The 14,924-nt window shown below is 59.2% G+C and carries 15 protein-coding genes and 1 pseudogene; 4 read left to right on the plus strand and 12 right to left on the minus strand.

Annotated elements, in window-relative coordinates:
- Positions 1 to 29: 29 nt before the first annotated feature.
- The 3 genes and pseudogenes from MJP36_RS28085 to MJP36_RS08935 all read right to left on the minus strand — a co-directional run.
- Positions 30 to 785: pseudogene (locus tag MJP36_RS28085) on the minus strand (PAS domain-containing protein); the annotation flags it as partial.
- A 224-nt stretch (positions 786 to 1,009) separates the two neighbouring features.
- A complete protein-coding gene (locus MJP36_RS08930; protein WP_060757231.1) occupies positions 1,010 to 2,068 on the minus strand; it encodes a diguanylate cyclase in 1,059 nt (352 codons plus the stop codon).
- Between the two features lie 189 nt (positions 2,069 to 2,257).
- Positions 2,258 to 2,890 carry a TetR/AcrR family transcriptional regulator gene (locus tag MJP36_RS08935; protein WP_090369025.1) on the minus strand — a complete coding sequence of 211 codons (633 nt, stop codon included), beginning with the start codon at positions 2,888 to 2,890 and terminating at the stop codon, positions 2,258 to 2,260.
- 142 nt (positions 2,891 to 3,032) lie between these two features.
- Here MJP36_RS08935 and MJP36_RS08940 point away from each other — a divergent pair, with 142 nt between their 5' ends.
- The 4 genes from MJP36_RS08940 to MJP36_RS08955 all read left to right on the plus strand — a co-directional run bounded on the left by MJP36_RS08940 (position 3,033) and on the right by MJP36_RS08955 (position 7,336).
- Positions 3,033 to 4,091 carry an MBL fold metallo-hydrolase gene (locus MJP36_RS08940; protein WP_060757233.1) on the plus strand — a complete coding sequence of 353 codons (1,059 nt, stop codon included), beginning with the start codon at positions 3,033 to 3,035 and terminating at the stop codon, positions 4,089 to 4,091.
- A gap of 287 nt (positions 4,092 to 4,378) precedes the next feature.
- A complete protein-coding gene (locus MJP36_RS08945) occupies positions 4,379 to 4,969 on the plus strand; it encodes a hypothetical protein (protein WP_244385202.1) in 591 nt (196 codons plus the stop codon).
- A gap of 114 nt (positions 4,970 to 5,083) precedes the next feature.
- Positions 5,084 to 6,601 (plus strand): amidase family protein, encoded by a 1,518-nt coding sequence (locus tag MJP36_RS08950; protein WP_244385203.1) that lies wholly within the window; start codon positions 5,084 to 5,086, stop codon positions 6,599 to 6,601.
- A gap of 153 nt (positions 6,602 to 6,754) precedes the next feature.
- Positions 6,755 to 7,336 (plus strand): AAA family ATPase, encoded by a 582-nt coding sequence (locus MJP36_RS08955; protein ID WP_060757236.1) that lies wholly within the window; start codon positions 6,755 to 6,757, stop codon positions 7,334 to 7,336.
- On the opposite strand, the gene MJP36_RS08960 is transcribed toward MJP36_RS08955, so the two are convergent.
- The 9 genes from MJP36_RS08960 to argH all read right to left on the minus strand — a co-directional run bounded on the left by MJP36_RS08960 (position 7,306) and on the right by argH (position 14,886).
- Complete coding sequence (locus MJP36_RS08960; protein WP_161549316.1) at positions 7,306 to 7,644, minus strand: helix-turn-helix domain-containing protein; 339 nt, start codon at positions 7,642 to 7,644, stop codon at positions 7,306 to 7,308. The genes MJP36_RS08955 and MJP36_RS08960 overlap by 31 nt on opposite strands.
- Complete coding sequence (locus MJP36_RS08965; RefSeq protein ID WP_218580571.1) at positions 7,619 to 7,924, minus strand: type II toxin-antitoxin system RelE/ParE family toxin; 306 nt, start codon at positions 7,922 to 7,924, stop codon at positions 7,619 to 7,621. Before MJP36_RS08965 ends, MJP36_RS08960 begins: the two co-directional genes overlap by 26 nt.
- Before the next feature lie 104 nt (positions 7,925 to 8,028).
- Entirely contained in the window at positions 8,029 to 8,349 is a 321-nt protein-coding gene (locus tag MJP36_RS08970) for a helix-turn-helix transcriptional regulator (RefSeq protein WP_244385204.1), read from the minus strand.
- 93 nt (positions 8,350 to 8,442) lie between these two features.
- Positions 8,443 to 9,390 carry a hypothetical protein gene (locus tag MJP36_RS08975; protein ID WP_104994617.1) on the minus strand — a complete coding sequence of 316 codons (948 nt, stop codon included), beginning with the start codon at positions 9,388 to 9,390 and terminating at the stop codon, positions 8,443 to 8,445.
- A 54-nt stretch (positions 9,391 to 9,444) separates the two neighbouring features.
- Positions 9,445 to 10,614, minus strand: coding sequence for an MFS transporter (locus MJP36_RS08980; protein ID WP_244385205.1), 1,170 nt, complete (start codon positions 10,612 to 10,614; stop codon positions 9,445 to 9,447).
- A gap of 103 nt (positions 10,615 to 10,717) precedes the next feature.
- Positions 10,718 to 11,539 carry an ABC transporter substrate-binding protein gene (locus tag MJP36_RS08985; protein WP_090369036.1) on the minus strand — a complete coding sequence of 274 codons (822 nt, stop codon included), beginning with the start codon at positions 11,537 to 11,539 and terminating at the stop codon, positions 10,718 to 10,720.
- Positions 11,540 to 11,564: 25 nt separating this feature from the next.
- Positions 11,565 to 12,329, minus strand: coding sequence for an amino acid ABC transporter ATP-binding protein (locus tag MJP36_RS08990; protein ID WP_060757243.1), 765 nt, complete (start codon positions 12,327 to 12,329; stop codon positions 11,565 to 11,567).
- A gap of 22 nt (positions 12,330 to 12,351) precedes the next feature.
- Entirely contained in the window at positions 12,352 to 13,230 is an 879-nt protein-coding gene (locus tag MJP36_RS08995; protein ID WP_060757244.1) for an amino acid ABC transporter permease, read from the minus strand.
- Positions 13,231 to 13,458: 228 nt separating this feature from the next.
- Positions 13,459 to 14,886: an argininosuccinate lyase gene (argH, locus tag MJP36_RS09000; protein WP_244385206.1), complete on the minus strand. Its 1,428-nt coding sequence runs from the start codon at positions 14,884 to 14,886 to the stop codon at positions 13,459 to 13,461.
- Positions 14,887 to 14,924: the final 38 nt, after the last annotated feature.

Genomic DNA, 14,924 nt, shown 5'->3' on the forward strand with positions numbered 1-14,924 from the left:
ACCACTTTGCACAGGCGTCCGCTGGCGTCGTACACCGGGTTGTAGTTGGCCTCCAGCCACAGGGTCTGGCCGTGTTTATCGATGCGCTCGAACTGGCCGTTGAACAGTTCGCCCTGGTTCAGACGGTTCCAGAACGCACTGTATTCGGGGCTGTTGGCCAGCTCCGGCTTACAGAACAGGCGGTGATGCTTGCCCTGGATCTGCGCCAGGGTGTAGCCCATGCGCTGCAGGAAGTTCGCATTGGCGGTGATGATGGTGCCGTCGAGGTTGAACTCGATCATCGCCATGGCACGGTCGATGGCCTGCAGCTTGGCATTGGCTTCGCTTTCGGCCTGCAGGCGCGGGGTGACGTCCATGGCGTACTTCACCACTTTGATCACGCTGCCGGACTCATCGCGTACCGGGTTATAGCTGGCCTCCAGCCACACCGACTGCCCATCGCCGGCGACTCGCTCAAAGGTGCCGGACTGGAATTGGCCATTACGCAGGTGCGTCCACAACTGGTTGTACTCGGCGCTGCGGGCGAACGCCGGGGTGCAAAACATCCGATGGGGCTGGCCCAGGATCTGCTCGGCGCGGTAGTTCATGGTCTTGAGGAAGTTGTCGTTGGCCCGCAGCACGCGACCTTGCAGGTCGAATTCGATCACCGCCATGGACCGCTCGATGGCGTCCAGCAGGCTGGCTTGCTGGGCGTTGGTGTGCTGCAGGGTACTGATGGTTTTTTTATGGGCGTTGAATAGCATGTCGGGGGGCTCGGGCAAGCATGCGTAGGAGAAGGCATCCATGTATATGCGCCTGACCCCGTAGGGCGCGGGGCCTCACGGTTGACGTGCTCATTGTCAGCTTCCTTGTGCTGACAGCGGGAGTGGAACAGCGGATTCAGAGTGTTCAGCTTGCCAAGAAGTTCGCCCCTGGAGCAGGACCATTATTGGGCAGCCGACCAATGGCGGCATTATGCTATTGCTTTGGCGCTGCGACAGAGGATTCAGACGGGAAGTTGTAGGACAACTCAGGCGGAACAGGCGACCGCGTATTCACTGACCTTGACCCGGTTGCGCCCGGTTTTCTTGGCCACATAGAGGGCACGGTCGGCGGCGTTGAGCCACATGACGGCATCGCTGAAAACCGGTTGGAAGTCCGCCAGGCCGATGCTCAGGCTGATGCGCAACTCGGGGATCTGCGGGTTGCGATAGTTACTGAAGGTTTCACGCATGCGCTCCATGACGAGCACCGCTTCCTGCAGGGGCATCTTCGGAAGAATCACACAGAATTCATCGCCGCCGTAACGCCCTGCGAAGTCGTTTTCCCGCAGGTGCTGGCGCAATAGTTGGCTCAGTTGGCGCAGCACGGTATCGCCGACGATATGGCCGTGAGTGTCATTGATCTGCTTGAAGTGGTCGATATCGATCAATGCGATGGTGGCCTGGCCTTGTTGCTGCTGGCACTTATGGAACTTGAGGTTCAGCAGGTCTTTCCACGAGCCGTGGTTGAGCAGGCCGGTCAGGCTGTCGATACGGCTAAGGGCGCTGAGGGTGCGTTTGTGCTCCGACAGTTTGATCGCCAGTTGATAGCAGACCATGCCGATGGCCATCGGGTAGAGCGTCAGCATCGGCAGGCAGGTGTAGACCTGGACGGGGCTGACATTGGGATTGAACGTGATCCCAAAGCACCACCACGCGATGCCGATTCCGCCCGCTTGTGCCACCAGCCCACGCAGGAACAAACGCTTGCCGCCCGCCGCGACGTTGTTCATGGTCATCATCGACAGAATGGTCACGGTTGCCAGTGGTGTGAATTGGATGGCGGCAGCCCAGAAGCCACCAAACAGTGAGTCATAGAGCATGTTGCGTTGCTCGGCCTGATAGGGGAAAGGCGAGCGGGTAGAAAGCAGGTAGGCCACATGTGCCCAGGCATACCCGTTGAACAACAGCAAGGCCCACACCCAGCCGGGCATCGACAAGGGGGACAACGCTCCGATCACGCTGATGCTGCCGATACCCAGGCCGATAATCCTTGGCTTGTAGATACGCCTGGCAAATGAAAGCCCTTTGCCTCGTTTGTTTTCCATAGGTCTTGGGTCAGCTCTGTTTTTGCAGATACGGCAGCAAGTGTCAGTGGTTTAAACCGCTGATCGGATTAGGGATGTGAATATTGTCAGTGATTCGTGTGGGAATAATTAGTGTCCTTCCAGGCCATTTGTGCCGAGAAGCGTACGAATACATTAAAAGCGACCTTAAGTGTCGTTCCAGGGCAAGTATCAGCGCAGGTGGGCCGAAGGTATTTCGTAGCCTGCCAGGAACAAGTCGATTGCCGACTCGATAACATGGGCCTGGGCGGCGGTGTCGAGGGTGGGTTGGCCCAGGGTGATCTGCGGCCAGAAGGCAAAGGCCTTGAGCAGGCTCTGGATCTGGTGGGCGGCAAAGGCCGGGTCGGTGCAAGACAGGCGGCCATCGTCCCGGGCTGCTCGCACCCACTGGGTAAAGCCTTCTTCGCGCTGGCTCAGACGGTTGACCATGTCTTGCGCACGTTCCGGTGAATGGATGGTGGCGGCGATGGCAACGCGGGCCAGGTCTAGAAAGTTGGTGTCCGACATCATCTTCATCTTCGCTTCCAGCAGCCCGCGCAATTGCTCGCGCAGCGGGCGGTCGCTGGTGTAGATCACATCCAGTTGCGCGACGGTGCTGGCCCAGAGCTGGTGGAGGATCTCTGCGAACAACTCTTCCTTGCTGGGGAAATGGTTGTACACCGTGCGCTTGGAAACACCGGCGGTGGCGGCGATCTTGTCCATACTGGTGACCTCGAACCCATTTGCCCGGAACTCGGCGATGGCCGCCACTACGATAGCTTCGCGTTTGCGGTCAGTGAGGCGTTGAGGTGCAGTCGCAGTCATGGATAGCATTCGGCTCTGAAAGGAAAATTACACTGGGTAGTTTACTTGCTCCGAGATTTGTTGCAATGTAGAAACTACACTGTGCAGTGTAAGTTTGCCGCGCAGTGTAATTTATGCGCGGACCCCCAGGAGTCACTCTGCAATGGCCACCCTCTCAACCCGACTCGACCCGGCGCCGGCAGCGCTCAAACCTGCCGAGCAGGACCAGGGACACTTCAGCAACGACGCCCCGGTACAGCACGGTGGTTTTGGCAAGACGTTGCGTATTTTCTGGAACATGCTGTTCAACAAACCGCGCAGCACGCGCCCGGTAGGCGCGATCCCGGTGCAACCGCTGACCCGCGAGCAATTGTTGGCCGCCCCGGACCACAGCGTGTTCCGCCTGGGGCATTCCACCGTGCTGCTGAAAATGCGCGGTAAGTTCTGGCTAACCGACCCAGTGTTTGCCGAGCGCGCCTCACCGTTCAGTTGGGCCGGCCCCAAGCGGTTCCACCAGCCACCTATCAGTCTCGAAGAGCTGCCGCCATTGGAGGCGGTGATTCTTTCCCACAATCACTACGACCACCTTGACCGCAAGGCGGTCGTGCAACTGGCCGACAAGACGCGATACTTTCTCGCGCCATTGGGCGTGGGGGACATCCTGATCAAATGGGGCGTCGACACCAGCAAAGTGCGTCAGTTGGATTGGTGGCAGGGCACCGAGGTGGAGGGCATACGTTTTGTCGCCACCCCTGCGCAACATTTTTCCGGGCGCGGCCTGTTCGATGCCAACCAGACGCTGTGGTGTTCCTGGGTGATGATCGATGGCCCGCGGCGGATCTTTTTCAGCGGCGATACCGGCTATTTCGACGGTTTCAAACGTATCGGCGAGCAGTACGGTCCGTTCGACCTGACGCTGATGGAAACCGGCGCCTACAACGTCGACTGGCCCCACGTGCATATGCAGCCGGAGCAAACCCTGCAAGCGCATATCGACCTCAAGGGCCGTTGGCTGCTGCCCATCCACAATGGCACCTTTGACCTGGCATTCCATGCGTGGCACGAGCCCTTCGATCGCATCATGGCCCTGGCGTGGGAGCGCAGTGTGTCGATCACCACGCCGGCGATGGGACAGATGTTCAATCTGAACCAGCCGGAGCGTGGGCATGCATGGTGGCTGGACGTGGAAACCCAAGGCACGCAAGAGCCGCTCGTGAGCTGAACACCGAGGTAACCGAAAAAGGATTTTTCAGCGTGTTTCAGCGCTGCGACAGCGGCAGGAAGAGGGTGCGATGATCCCCGAAACATCATGCTTCGGGGGTAATTCTGATGGAAGACAAGTGTAGGAAAATCTGGCCGCAGGCTTCGCCTTGCCGGCCTGGGCAACTGTTGCCAGCGTTCGCAGAACCCTGTGCACCGCCCGCTACAGCGTCCAACGCTCCTGCCGACAGTGCGAGCCCCCGCGGTATTGCTTTCGATATCGACTCCCACCCCCATGCGCCAATCGGTGTGCTCACCCCCGGATACAGCGTGCCGGGGTTTTCCATCAAACCCGTGCGTGACCCTTCGTTATCGCTGATCGCCTTGAGTGGCGTCGAGCCCGAGACGCCGGTGATGGTGGCGGTGCCGCTGGTGCGGAACAACAGCTCGTTCGCCACCGCGCAATCACTGGCGGGGTGGCGTGTAGGCTTTGCCGACCGCTATGTCCGTAGTAGTGATCACGAACCGATTGAGCACAGTGTCGCCTTCCTGTGTGCACTGGACACCCTGCGTCAGACCGCTGCGCAGTTGGTGCCGGTGGCCGCACAACGCATGGATGACACGGCCAGGTTTTGCGCGCATACCCGTAATGAAATCGACGACCTCACGTTGGCATATCGTCTTGATGCCCTGGTATCCGATGGCAGCAGCGCGGCCTTTCATGGTGCTTGCGCGAGCGGCTATCCACGCCTGGAGGCGCCGCTCGAAGGAGGGGGCACGTTGTACTTCTACGCCTCGCGCCGGGCACGGGATTCGCTGATGGCCTTGGTGCAGGGCTACAAAAATAGTGTCGCTTGCCTTGCGGCGGGCAGAAGCAAAGCTACCGCTGGCGTTGAATAATCCCACGCTGTGAACGGGCAGGGTCTCGCTGTTGGGAAGGAGAGATGTTTTTAGACTGGCATACGGATCAACGTTGATTCGTGGTTATTTCTTACCCTTCCCTAGAGGTGATTCATGTTTGGAATTGGCCATGGTCTGAATGTGTTTGTCAGTCACGCTGCGCCGTTTGTAGCCGCGCAAAAGTCCAAGACGGCGTCGAACCCTGTTCCGCCCGGAACGGAGTACGCCACGGTTCAGCAACTGGGCGAGCAAATGGGCAGGCTCGGGGCGTTCACTGCGGCAGATTTGGTCGGTTACCTGCAAGCGCGTATTCGCATGCTGGACCCTGCGTTGAACTCGGTGATTGAGCTAAACCCCAAGGCCCTGGAAGCGGCCCGCGAGCTGGACCGCGAACGCGCCAGCGGCAAGGTGCGGGGGCCGTTGCATGGCATTCCCATTCTGGTCAAGGACACCGTGGAAGTTGAAGGCATGCAAGCCAGTGCAGGGGCATGGGGACTTGTCGGAGCTCCCGTCAGCAAGAGCGCCCCGATCGTTCAGCGCCTGATCGAGCAGGGCGCGGTGATTCTGGGGACCACCAACCTGACTGAAATGGCGGGTTTCCGTGGCGGCCCCGATGGCTACAGCAGCCGCGGCGGCCAAACCCGCAACCCGCATGGTGCGGACGCGGACGTGGGCGGCTCCAGCTCCGGCTCGGCTGCGGCGGTCGCGGCTGGGCTGGCCCCCCTGGCAGTGGGGACCGAGACCAACGGTTCGATCATCGTGCCGGCGGCGCTCAATGGTGTGGTTGGCCTCAAGCCCAGCGTCGGTTTGTTGAATCGCGAGGGGATCATGCCTGCCAGCCGGCGGCAGGACACGCCGGGGCCGATGACCCGTTCGGTTTTGGATGCCGCGCTGATGCTCAACGCCATGACCAACGACCCCCAGGCTCCTGCCGGGGCGCAGGCTGTCGATTACACCCGACAACTGGTGCCAGGCGCCTTGCTCGGCAAGCGTATCGGTTACCCCACGACGTTTTCGGACGGCGCTACAACCCTGCCGGTGGTTAACAGCGAACAGTTCAACCAGACACTGGAAGTACTGCGCAAACAAGGTGCGATTCTGGTTCCGATCAACATGCGCCTGGCCGATGCTTCACGCTACGACGAACTGCTGCTTGGCGATGTGAAGGAAGAATTGAACGGCTATTTGGCCAAGCGAGAGGGACTGCCGGTCAAGTCGCTCAAAGAGTTGATCAGATTCAACGATGCGCGTGAGGGGACACAGGCCGATCACCAGCCTGTTCTCAAAGAGATCGACGCATGCACCCTCACACCGGAACAAAGCCAGGCAGCCTGGGATGAGCTTCTGCGGGATTTTCGCGGTACGGTGGATGAGCCCATCAAAGAGGATAATCTGGATGCCATCGTGTCGGATTTCGACAGCAACAGCTACTTTGGCGTTGCAGCTGCTGGCTACCCGGGAATCACGGTCCCCTCGGGCGCGACCGAGGACGGCCTGCCTGGCAGCGCCTACTTTTTCGGCACCGCCGGTTCCGAAGCTCAACTGCTGGCCGTGGCGTATGGCTATGAGCAGGGTTCCCAGGCCGCCATCAAGCCGAAGCTTTCGGCCCCGCATGCACTTGCCAACTCGTAGCGTGCTGCCGGGCTGTGGTGTGACAGCCTAGGGCCCAGGACCAGGCGCGCACGTTCGCAGGCGTGCTGGTTTTGGCCTCAATGATGCGCCGGGCAGTTGCAACTTAAGGTTTGGCGTATCGACGGTCAGACTCAGTGCCGAGGAAAGAACACCATGGCCTACAGAATTCACATCCTCGGCGCTGCGGGTGCCGGCACCACGACCCTGGGCAAGGCCATGGCCGAACGCCTGGGGGTTGCCTACTTCGATTCGGATTTCTTCTACTGGCAGCAAACCCCCGACCCTTTTACCGTTGCCCGGCCCCGGGATGAACGCATCCGCCTGCTACAAGAGCAGACGGCGGGCCTGCAAAGCTGGGTGCTATCAGGTTCGCTGTGCGGTTGGGGCGACCCGATGCTCCCGCAGTTCACCCACGTGGTGTTCCTGCGTCTGGACGCCGAAACCCGCCTGCATCGATTGCGCCTGCGAGAAGTGCAACGCTACGGCGATGAAGTGCTGGAGGGCGGCAACCGCCACGCCAACAGTCTCGCCTTCCTCGCCCTGGCCGCCCGTTACGACGACGGCAACCACAGCCTACGCAGCCTGCGTCGGCATGAGACCTGGTTAAAGGCGCTGAGCTGCCCGGTGATCCGGTTGGATGTCAGGCACCATTCGGTTGAGGCGTTGGTGGGGCAATTGCTTGAAAGGTTGCGTGAAACCAGTGCTCAAGCAAATAGCACTTCAATTCGACCCTGAACACGCGACGCGGGAGCGGTGCTGATGACAATTTGCACATCGCGCCCTAGCAGCGACAAGCATTCCAACATCTTGGCCTCACTGATGCCTCGGAATTTTCCACGAAGCATTTCCGACACTTTGGGTTGTGACAACCCGAGAATCACTGAAGCCTGGGTTTGAGTGAGATTACGTGCCTTGAGGATCTCGCCGATTTTGGCTGCGAGCTGCGCCTTGACCTGCATTTCGGCAGCGTTGGGCTGACCAATATCCTCATAGACATTGCCGCTGCCTTCTTCGATCTCAATGGTTTCGTGATGCTTGTGCATGATCCTGCGCCGCCTTGAGTCGCTGTTTGATCAGTTGTATGTCGTGCTGCGGGGTTGCAATGCCTTTTGTGGATTTTTTCTGAAAACAATGGAGGACATAAACAGCGGAGCCAAACCGAACGGTGTACACCCCTCGATAAGTGTTGCCGTCGAAATCCTCGATGATCTCCAGTACTGCGTTACCTCCAAATCCTTTCAATGCTTTTGTTTGTGAATGCCTTCCACCTTCTTGAGCAAGATGCAGTGCAAAACCGAAAATGTCTTGAACTGAACCCGGCATCAACTGAAGGTCTTTTTTGCTGGCGCCCACCCACAGCAGTGGCTTCCATGAGCTCATGAGAGGTTATACCTAAATAGGGATAAGTGGCAGTGCAGGTAAAAAATTTACTCTGCTGTCTCATGAACGACCTGGAGCGTTGGCTGAGGCGTACCGCCCCGCACACTCATCCCCCAACCCGGCGCAAACCCCGGGAAGAACACCAACCCTTCGGCCTCCAGGCGAAACGCCAATGCCAGGCGGGTGTCATCACCCACGTCGCCCTGGCTTTCAAACTGTTGAAGCGCCTGCACCGTCACACCTGCCAGGCGGGCCAGTTGTTCCTGGCTCCAGCCCAGTATGGCGCGAGCCTGCACGCTGTGCTTGGGGGTGAATTGGTGCAGGACGATCTGCTGTTCTACGAAAGAGCTCATTGCCAGAGAGGACATGGGGTTTCTCCAGGTTCGACGGGGGAAGGCAAACTATACTGTGTTTTTGTACAGTTGTTTTGACCGCTCATCAACTGGATGCTGGACAACCCACTATTCCACCCCTGGCGCCTCCCGAATGATCAGGTGATCCAGGTTTTCAATATTCGCGCTGAACACCCCGAACGTCTGTTCGGGGTTCTTCTTGCTGGGCACCTGTTTGAGCGTCGGCGTCACCCCGTAGAAGAAGCAATACAATGCCTGCTCACTGTCCACTGCTGCCTTGATCTGCTCCAGGAACGCTTTGCGCTTGCGGTAGTTCTCGATGAGTTTTTTACTCAGGTAAACGTTGACCGAGTAGGGCTTCTTGTCGAGCCACACTTTCTTTTCGAAGTCGATGCGAAAGCTGCTGGTGTAGTCCTTGATCGCCTTGATCCTGCCCCAGTAGATCAGGCCCTTGTTGTCTTGCAGGTATTCGATTTTCTTGAAAAACGTCCAGTAGGTTGCCGTGTGATCGCCGATCTTCAACGGCATGCGCTTGAGCTTGTCCTTGTCGTCGATATTCGACACATAACATTCCACCGGGTGGGCAAAGACGCTGGTTTTGTCCGGTGCGGCATCGCTGGTGCCGGCGAGCGCACCGGGCCGGGTTGGCGATGGCTGTGTTGAGTCTTGCGCAAGGTTTCCCTCAGTGCCCGCCAGCGGTTTCTTGCGTTCGTACTGACGCCGCGTCAGTACAAACTCCGATGGGAAGTTGTCCTCTCGCTCGTCGTCGTGTTCACCCGTCGCCGCCTTGTGGGTGCTGGCATAGCGGCAGCCGTCGATATGCCGGGTGCTGGTCTTGTTCTTGAAGTGCGGTGTGCGCTGATAATTGACGTTTTTGGCGTTGAAGGTACTCAGCGCATTCCCCGTGTCGAATGCCCCACGGCATTCATCGTTGGGGCACAGGAAGCGGTCCTTGTCGGAGTCGAAGTCAGCGGTTTCGTCGAAATTCAGGTCTCGTACATCGTAGATCGACAGCTTGTCATCGAGACTCAGGCTGTAGGCCGTGTCGAATTTCATGGGGCTCGGGTCCGTGAGATGTTTCGCTATTAATAGCGGGATCCAGCACAAATATCAGCAAGAACCTGCTACCCGTCGCCCACTCAAGAAGCACAAGGTGCCCCCGATCGCAGTCAGTGCGCCGAGGGCATAGAACATGCTGGTAGGGGCGGCGTTGATCAATAAATACCCACAGATGACCGGGCTCATTGCCCCGCCGAACGCGGCCAGGTTTTGCGCGCCGTAGTAACTGCCGCGCAGCGCATCCGGGGCGATGGTATCGATAAACAGAAATTCCGACGGGTAGATGATCATCTCGCCCAAGGTGAACACAAACATCGCCAGGCACCAGGTGAGCAGGCTGTCTGCCAGGCTGAAACCGACCAGCCCGAGGATGAACAGCAAGGTGCCCAGTACAATCCAGTAGCGCAGTTGTTCGCGTTTGAGAAAGCGGCCGATCTGGTACTGCATCAGAATCACGGTGATAGCGTTGCAGGCCAGCACCGCAGACAGAATCTTCAACGCGTCGGCAGGCTTGTAGGCCACCAGCAGAAATTGCGACAGATACAACGTATAGCGCCCGTGGACAATGGTGCTCAACAAGCTACCGCCGGTGAACAGGATCAGCGTGCGGTCGCTGCGCAACGTGCGCAGGGTCGTGAGAAAACTCAAGGGCTTGTTGCTGTCATCCTGTTGCGTCGGCGGGATGCCGATCATCAGGAACAGGCTGCCAAACGCAATGGCACCGGCGATCAGAAAGGGCGCCAGTTGCATGTGACCGGCAATCACCACACCAAGCATCGGGCCCGTGGCGTAGCCAACGTTGGTCAGGGTGTAGCGCAGCGAAAATACCTTGGCGCGCTCCGCCACCGGCAGGTTCTCGCTGATGATGGCTTTGGAGCCGATCAGGAACAGCGCCGACGCCGCCTCGGTGATCACAAGTGTCAAGGTGGTGAGGTAGAGATTGCTGGCAAAGGTCAGCAACAGAAAACCGATGGAGCTGGACAGCATGGCCAGGATCAACAGCTTGCGCTTTTCCAGGCGGTCGATGATGTAGCCGCCGTACAGGCCGAGCAACGTGGCGGTAAACACGGCAATGCCCATCAGCAGGCCGATGTCTTGCTGGTTGAGGCCCAGCCGGGTGCTCAACAGCAGCGCCAGCAACGGGCTGGTCATGGCACGGCTGACCACGATGGTCACCGAGCAAATCATCAGGCGACGGATTACCAAAGAGTAGGTGGGCACGGTGGGGCGAGCGTCCTTGTTATTGCTTTGAGACAACACCGGTCGAATGGGAAAACAGACCGCCTGTGGGAGCGAGCAAGCCCGCTCCCACAGTCAGGCCGGGTTACTGCCCGGCGTTGATGCTGATTTTTTCTACCGCACCTTGCTCCAGGTCCCACTTCTTCAGGATCTTGCCGTAGGTCCCGTCATCGATCATGCCCTGCAGCGCTGCACTGATCGCGCTGACCAGCTCGGTATTGCTCTTCTCGATGCCCAGCCCGGTGAACTGCTTGGAAATCGCCAGCCCCACCGGCTTGTATTTACCTTTATCCAACGACATCAGATAAGGAATCGTCTCGCTGCCCTGCATGGCCGCATCCAGGCGGTTCTGCTGCAACTGCGCCCGTGCATCCGCCGAGCCTTCGGTGCCGATCACCACGATTGCCGGCTTACCCGCCGCTTCGCAGTTTTGCTTGCTCCACGCGGCAATTTCCGACGGCCAGGTGGTACGGCGGCTAGTGCCGACTTTTTTACCGCACAGGTCAGTCAATTCCTTGAGGTCTTCACGCTTGGCCAGGGTGTACAGCTGCGGGCCGCTGGTGAAGTAGTCGATAAAGGTCACTGACTTCTGGCGTTCGGCGGTATCGCTCATGCCCGACAGCACGATGTCCACGCGTTTGGTGGTCAGGCCGCTGAGCATTTGCTCGAAGGCGGTTTCCTGCCATTTGATCTTCACGCCCAGGCGTTCGCCCAGGGCGTTGCCCAGGTCAAAGTCCAGGCCGGTGATCTTGTTGGTGGCCGGGTCCTTGAAATCCATTGGCGGGTAGTTCGGCACGATGGCCGCGCTGATCTCGCCTTTCTCCTTGATTGCCGCCGGCAATGCCGCGAAAACTGCAGTGGAGGCCATCAGGCCCGCGAGCAAGGTGGGGATAAACAATTTTTTCATGGAGGCGTTCTCGTTAGTTTTCTAGTTAAGTGCGAACGGCAGAAATAAAGCTTTGGGTACGCGGGTTTTGTGGGCTTATTAGAATGTCTTCGGGGCTGCCGGCTTCCACAATCTGGCCGGCGTCCATAAACACCATGCGGTTGGAGACTTCGCGGGCAAAGCCCAACTCATGGGTGACCACGATCATGGTCATGCCGGTGGTCGCCAGGTCGCGCATCACCGACAGCACTTCACCGACCAACTCCGGGTCGAGAGCTGATGTGGGTTCATCAAACAACATCAGCTTGGGGCGCATCGCCAGCGCACGAGCAATCGCCACACGCTGTTGCTGGCCGCCGGATAACTCCACCGGGTAGGCATTGCGTTTGTCCGCCAGGCCCACGCGCGCGAGTAACTCCAGCGCATCTTCGGTGGCTTCCTTGGGCGAACGCTTGAGGACCTGGCACGGGCCTTCGATGATGTTCTGTAGCACGGTCATATGCGGGAACAAATTGAAGCGCTGGAACACCATGCCCGTCGCCAGGCGTTGGCGGGCGATCTGCGCTTCATTCATCTCATGCAGCTTGTTGCCGACCACCCGGTAACCGACCAGCTCGCCGTCGACCCACAGGCCGCCCTTGTCGATTTTTTCCAGCTGGTTGACGCAGCGCAGCAGGGTACTTTTACCCGAGCCCGATGGGCCGATGATGCACATGACCTCGCCTTGCTCGACCTCGATATTGATGTCACGCAGCGCGTGATACTGGTCGTAATACTTGTTCAGGTTGACGGCCTTGACGATGCTTCTCATGGGGCAAATCTCCTCAACAGGCTTACGAACGCTTGCCGGCGCCGCGGGCAAAACGACGCTCGAGGCGGCTTTGACCAAATGAAAGAACAGTCACCACCGCCAGGTACCAGATGCCGGCAACCATCAGCAGCTCCATGACCCGCGCGTTGGCGTAATAGATGTTTTGCGCGTTGTGCAGCAGCTCCGAGTATTGGATGACGCTGGCCAGGCTGGTCATTTTCACCATGCTGATGAACTCGTTGCCTACAGGCGGAATGATCACGCGCATGGCCTGCGGCAGAATCACCCTACGCAGAGCCTGCAAGCTCGGCATGCCGATGGACTTGGCCGCTTCGTACTGGCCCGTGTCGACCGACAGCAAACCGGCACGCACTACCTCGGCGGTATAGGCCCCCTGGTTGATGCTGAGGCCGAGCAGGGCGGCCACAAAGGGCGTCATCAGGTCGACGGTGTCGATGCTGAACAGGCCGGGAATCGCGATCACCGGGAAAATCAACGCCAGGTTGAACCACAGCAACAGTTGCAGAATCAGCGGCGTACCCCGGAACAACCAGGTGTAAGTGATGGCCACGTAGCGCAGGATCGGGTTGGCCGACATGCGCATGATCGCCGTGATGACCCCGATCACCACGCCCAGCGCCATCGCCAGGATCGACATGACGATGGTATTCACCAGGCCCCACAGAATCGCCTCGGACGTGAGGAACTGGCCGATGTAGGACCATTCGATCTGGCCATTGGCGAAGGCGCGCAACAACGCGACCAGCACAATCACGATCAACGTGGCAAAAAACATCCGTCCGTAATAGCGACGCGGCACGTGTTCGTACTGCGTGATATCGAACTGGTTTTCGGACAACTTGCGCTCGGCTTCCAAGCGCTCTGCCGGGGTTTGGTTCATGGTGTTACTCCAAAACTAACAACGCTCTAACGGCTGTACTCGGTCCAAATGTGGGAGCTGGCTTGCCTGCGAAGGCGCTAGCCCACACACCGCAGATTGATCGTTCCCACGCTCTGCGTGGGAATGCATCCTGTGACGCTCCGCGTCACCCTTGCGCACGAACGGGACGCAGAGCGTCCGGGGCGGCATTCCCACGCAGAGCATGGGAATGATCGTCACAGGTGTGAGTTAAATTCGAAATCCGGTGTAGCTGTCAGCCCATTTTTGTTGAGCGGCCAACGATACCTTCAACCGCTCAATCTGCTCTTTAACCTGTTCCGGCGCCGTCCCGCCCCACCCACTGCGCGCCGCAATCGCCGCTTCCAGTGTCAGGCAGTCGCGCACCTGCGGCGTCAACCGCGCATCCACCTCAGCCAGCAGCGCCGGCGAGGCTTCCCATAACTCAATCTCATGCTTCTCACAGGCTTGTACCAACGCGCCGGTAATCTCATGCGCCTCCTTGAACGGCACACCCCGCGTGGCCAACCAATCCGCCACCTCCGTCGCCAGGGTGAAACCCATCGGCGCCTGCCGCCGCAGCTCTTGCACCTGCACCTGCATGGTCGCGACCATACCGGCCAGCGCCGGCAGCACCAGCAGCAGGGTGTCGACGCTGTCGAGCACACTGTGTTTGTCTTCACTCAAATCGCGGTTGTAGGACAGCGGCAAGGATTTGAGCGTCGACATCAACCCGGTCAGGTTGCCAATCAATCGTCCGGCCTTGCCCCGCGCCAATTCGGCAATGTCCGGGTTCTTTTTCTGCGGCATGATCGAGCTGCCAGTGGCGTAGGCATCATCCAAGACCACCCAGCGGAACTGGCGCGAAGACCACAGGCAAAACTCCTCCGACAGCCGCGAAATATTCACCCCGAGCATGCCCGCCACAAACAGAAACTCCGCCACATGGTCACGGCTTGCTACGGCGTCGATAGAGTTTTCGCACGGCCCGGTGTAGCCCATTTCCTTGGCCGATTGCTCCGGCTGACGCGCAATCGCCGAACCGGCCATGGCCGCTGCGCCGAGGGGCGACAACGCCGTACGCGCATCCCAATCGATCAACCGTTGCACATCGCGCAGCATTGACTGGGCGTGGGCCAACAAGTGATGGGCGAACACAATCGGTTGCGCCTGCTGCAAGTGCGTGAAGCCCGGGCAGATGCTCTCAACATGCTGCTCGGCCTGTTGCACCAGCGCCTGCTGCAAAGCCAGCACTTGAGTGGCGATGGTGCGCACATGGTCGCGCAGGAAAAGGCGCAGATCATTGGCCGTCTGATCGTTACGCGAGCGCCCGGCACGCAGCTTGCCGCCCAGGGCGCCGAGGCGCTCGGTCAGTACGCGTTCGATGAAGGTGTGCACGTCCTCGTCATCCAGGGTCGGATGCAGGTTGCCGGCGGCGAAATCTGCGCCGATGCCGTCCAAGGCTTGCAGGGTACGCAAGGTTTCCGACTCATCCAGCAAACCGGCGCGCTGCAACTCACGGGCATGGGCACGGGAGCCGGCCAGGTCATAGGGCGTGAGGCGAAAATAGCGCTCAGGGCAACGCGACAACGCGGCCAATGCTGCAGACGGACCGGTCTTGAAACGAGCGCCCCAAAGGCGGTCGGTGGGCTGGGACATGGAGGTTCCTCACGCTTGTTTTTAGAAGAGTCGGAGGC

Source organism: Pseudomonas palleroniana (genome assembly GCF_022836895.1).
Classification (GTDB): Bacteria; Pseudomonadota; Gammaproteobacteria; order Pseudomonadales; family Pseudomonadaceae; genus Aquipseudomonas; species Aquipseudomonas palleroniana.

Bases quoted from the DNA above. Each gene is read 5' to 3' on its own strand.
- MJP36_RS08950 (WP_244385203.1), top strand. From the start codon at position 5,084: ATGTTTGGAATTGGCCATGGTCTGAATGTGTTTGTCAGTCACGCTGCG.
- MJP36_RS08960 (WP_161549316.1), bottom strand. From the start codon at position 7,644: ATGCACAAGCATCACGAAACCATTGAGATCGAAGAAGGCAGCGGCAAT.
- MJP36_RS08940 (WP_060757233.1), top strand. From the start codon at position 3,033: ATGGCCACCCTCTCAACCCGACTCGACCCGGCGCCGGCAGCGCTCAAA.
- argH (WP_244385206.1), bottom strand. From the start codon at position 14,886: ATGTCCCAGCCCACCGACCGCCTTTGGGGCGCTCGTTTCAAGACCGGT.
- MJP36_RS08985 (WP_090369036.1), bottom strand. From the start codon at position 11,539: ATGAAAAAATTGTTTATCCCCACCTTGCTCGCGGGCCTGATGGCCTCC.
- MJP36_RS08955 (WP_060757236.1), top strand. From the start codon at position 6,755: ATGGCCTACAGAATTCACATCCTCGGCGCTGCGGGTGCCGGCACCACG.
- MJP36_RS08930 (WP_060757231.1), bottom strand. From the start codon at position 2,068: ATGGAAAACAAACGAGGCAAAGGGCTTTCATTTGCCAGGCGTATCTAC.
- MJP36_RS08990 (WP_060757243.1), bottom strand. From the start codon at position 12,329: ATGAGAAGCATCGTCAAGGCCGTCAACCTGAACAAGTATTACGACCAG.
- MJP36_RS08995 (WP_060757244.1), bottom strand. From the start codon at position 13,230: ATGAACCAAACCCCGGCAGAGCGCTTGGAAGCCGAGCGCAAGTTGTCC.
- MJP36_RS08935 (WP_090369025.1), bottom strand. From the start codon at position 2,890: ATGACTGCGACTGCACCTCAACGCCTCACTGACCGCAAACGCGAAGCT.
- MJP36_RS08965 (WP_218580571.1), bottom strand. From the start codon at position 7,924: ATGCCGGGTTCAGTTCAAGACATTTTCGGTTTTGCACTGCATCTTGCT.
- MJP36_RS08975 (WP_104994617.1), bottom strand. From the start codon at position 9,390: ATGAAATTCGACACGGCCTACAGCCTGAGTCTCGATGACAAGCTGTCG.
- MJP36_RS08970 (WP_244385204.1), bottom strand. From the start codon at position 8,349: ATGTCCTCTCTGGCAATGAGCTCTTTCGTAGAACAGCAGATCGTCCTG.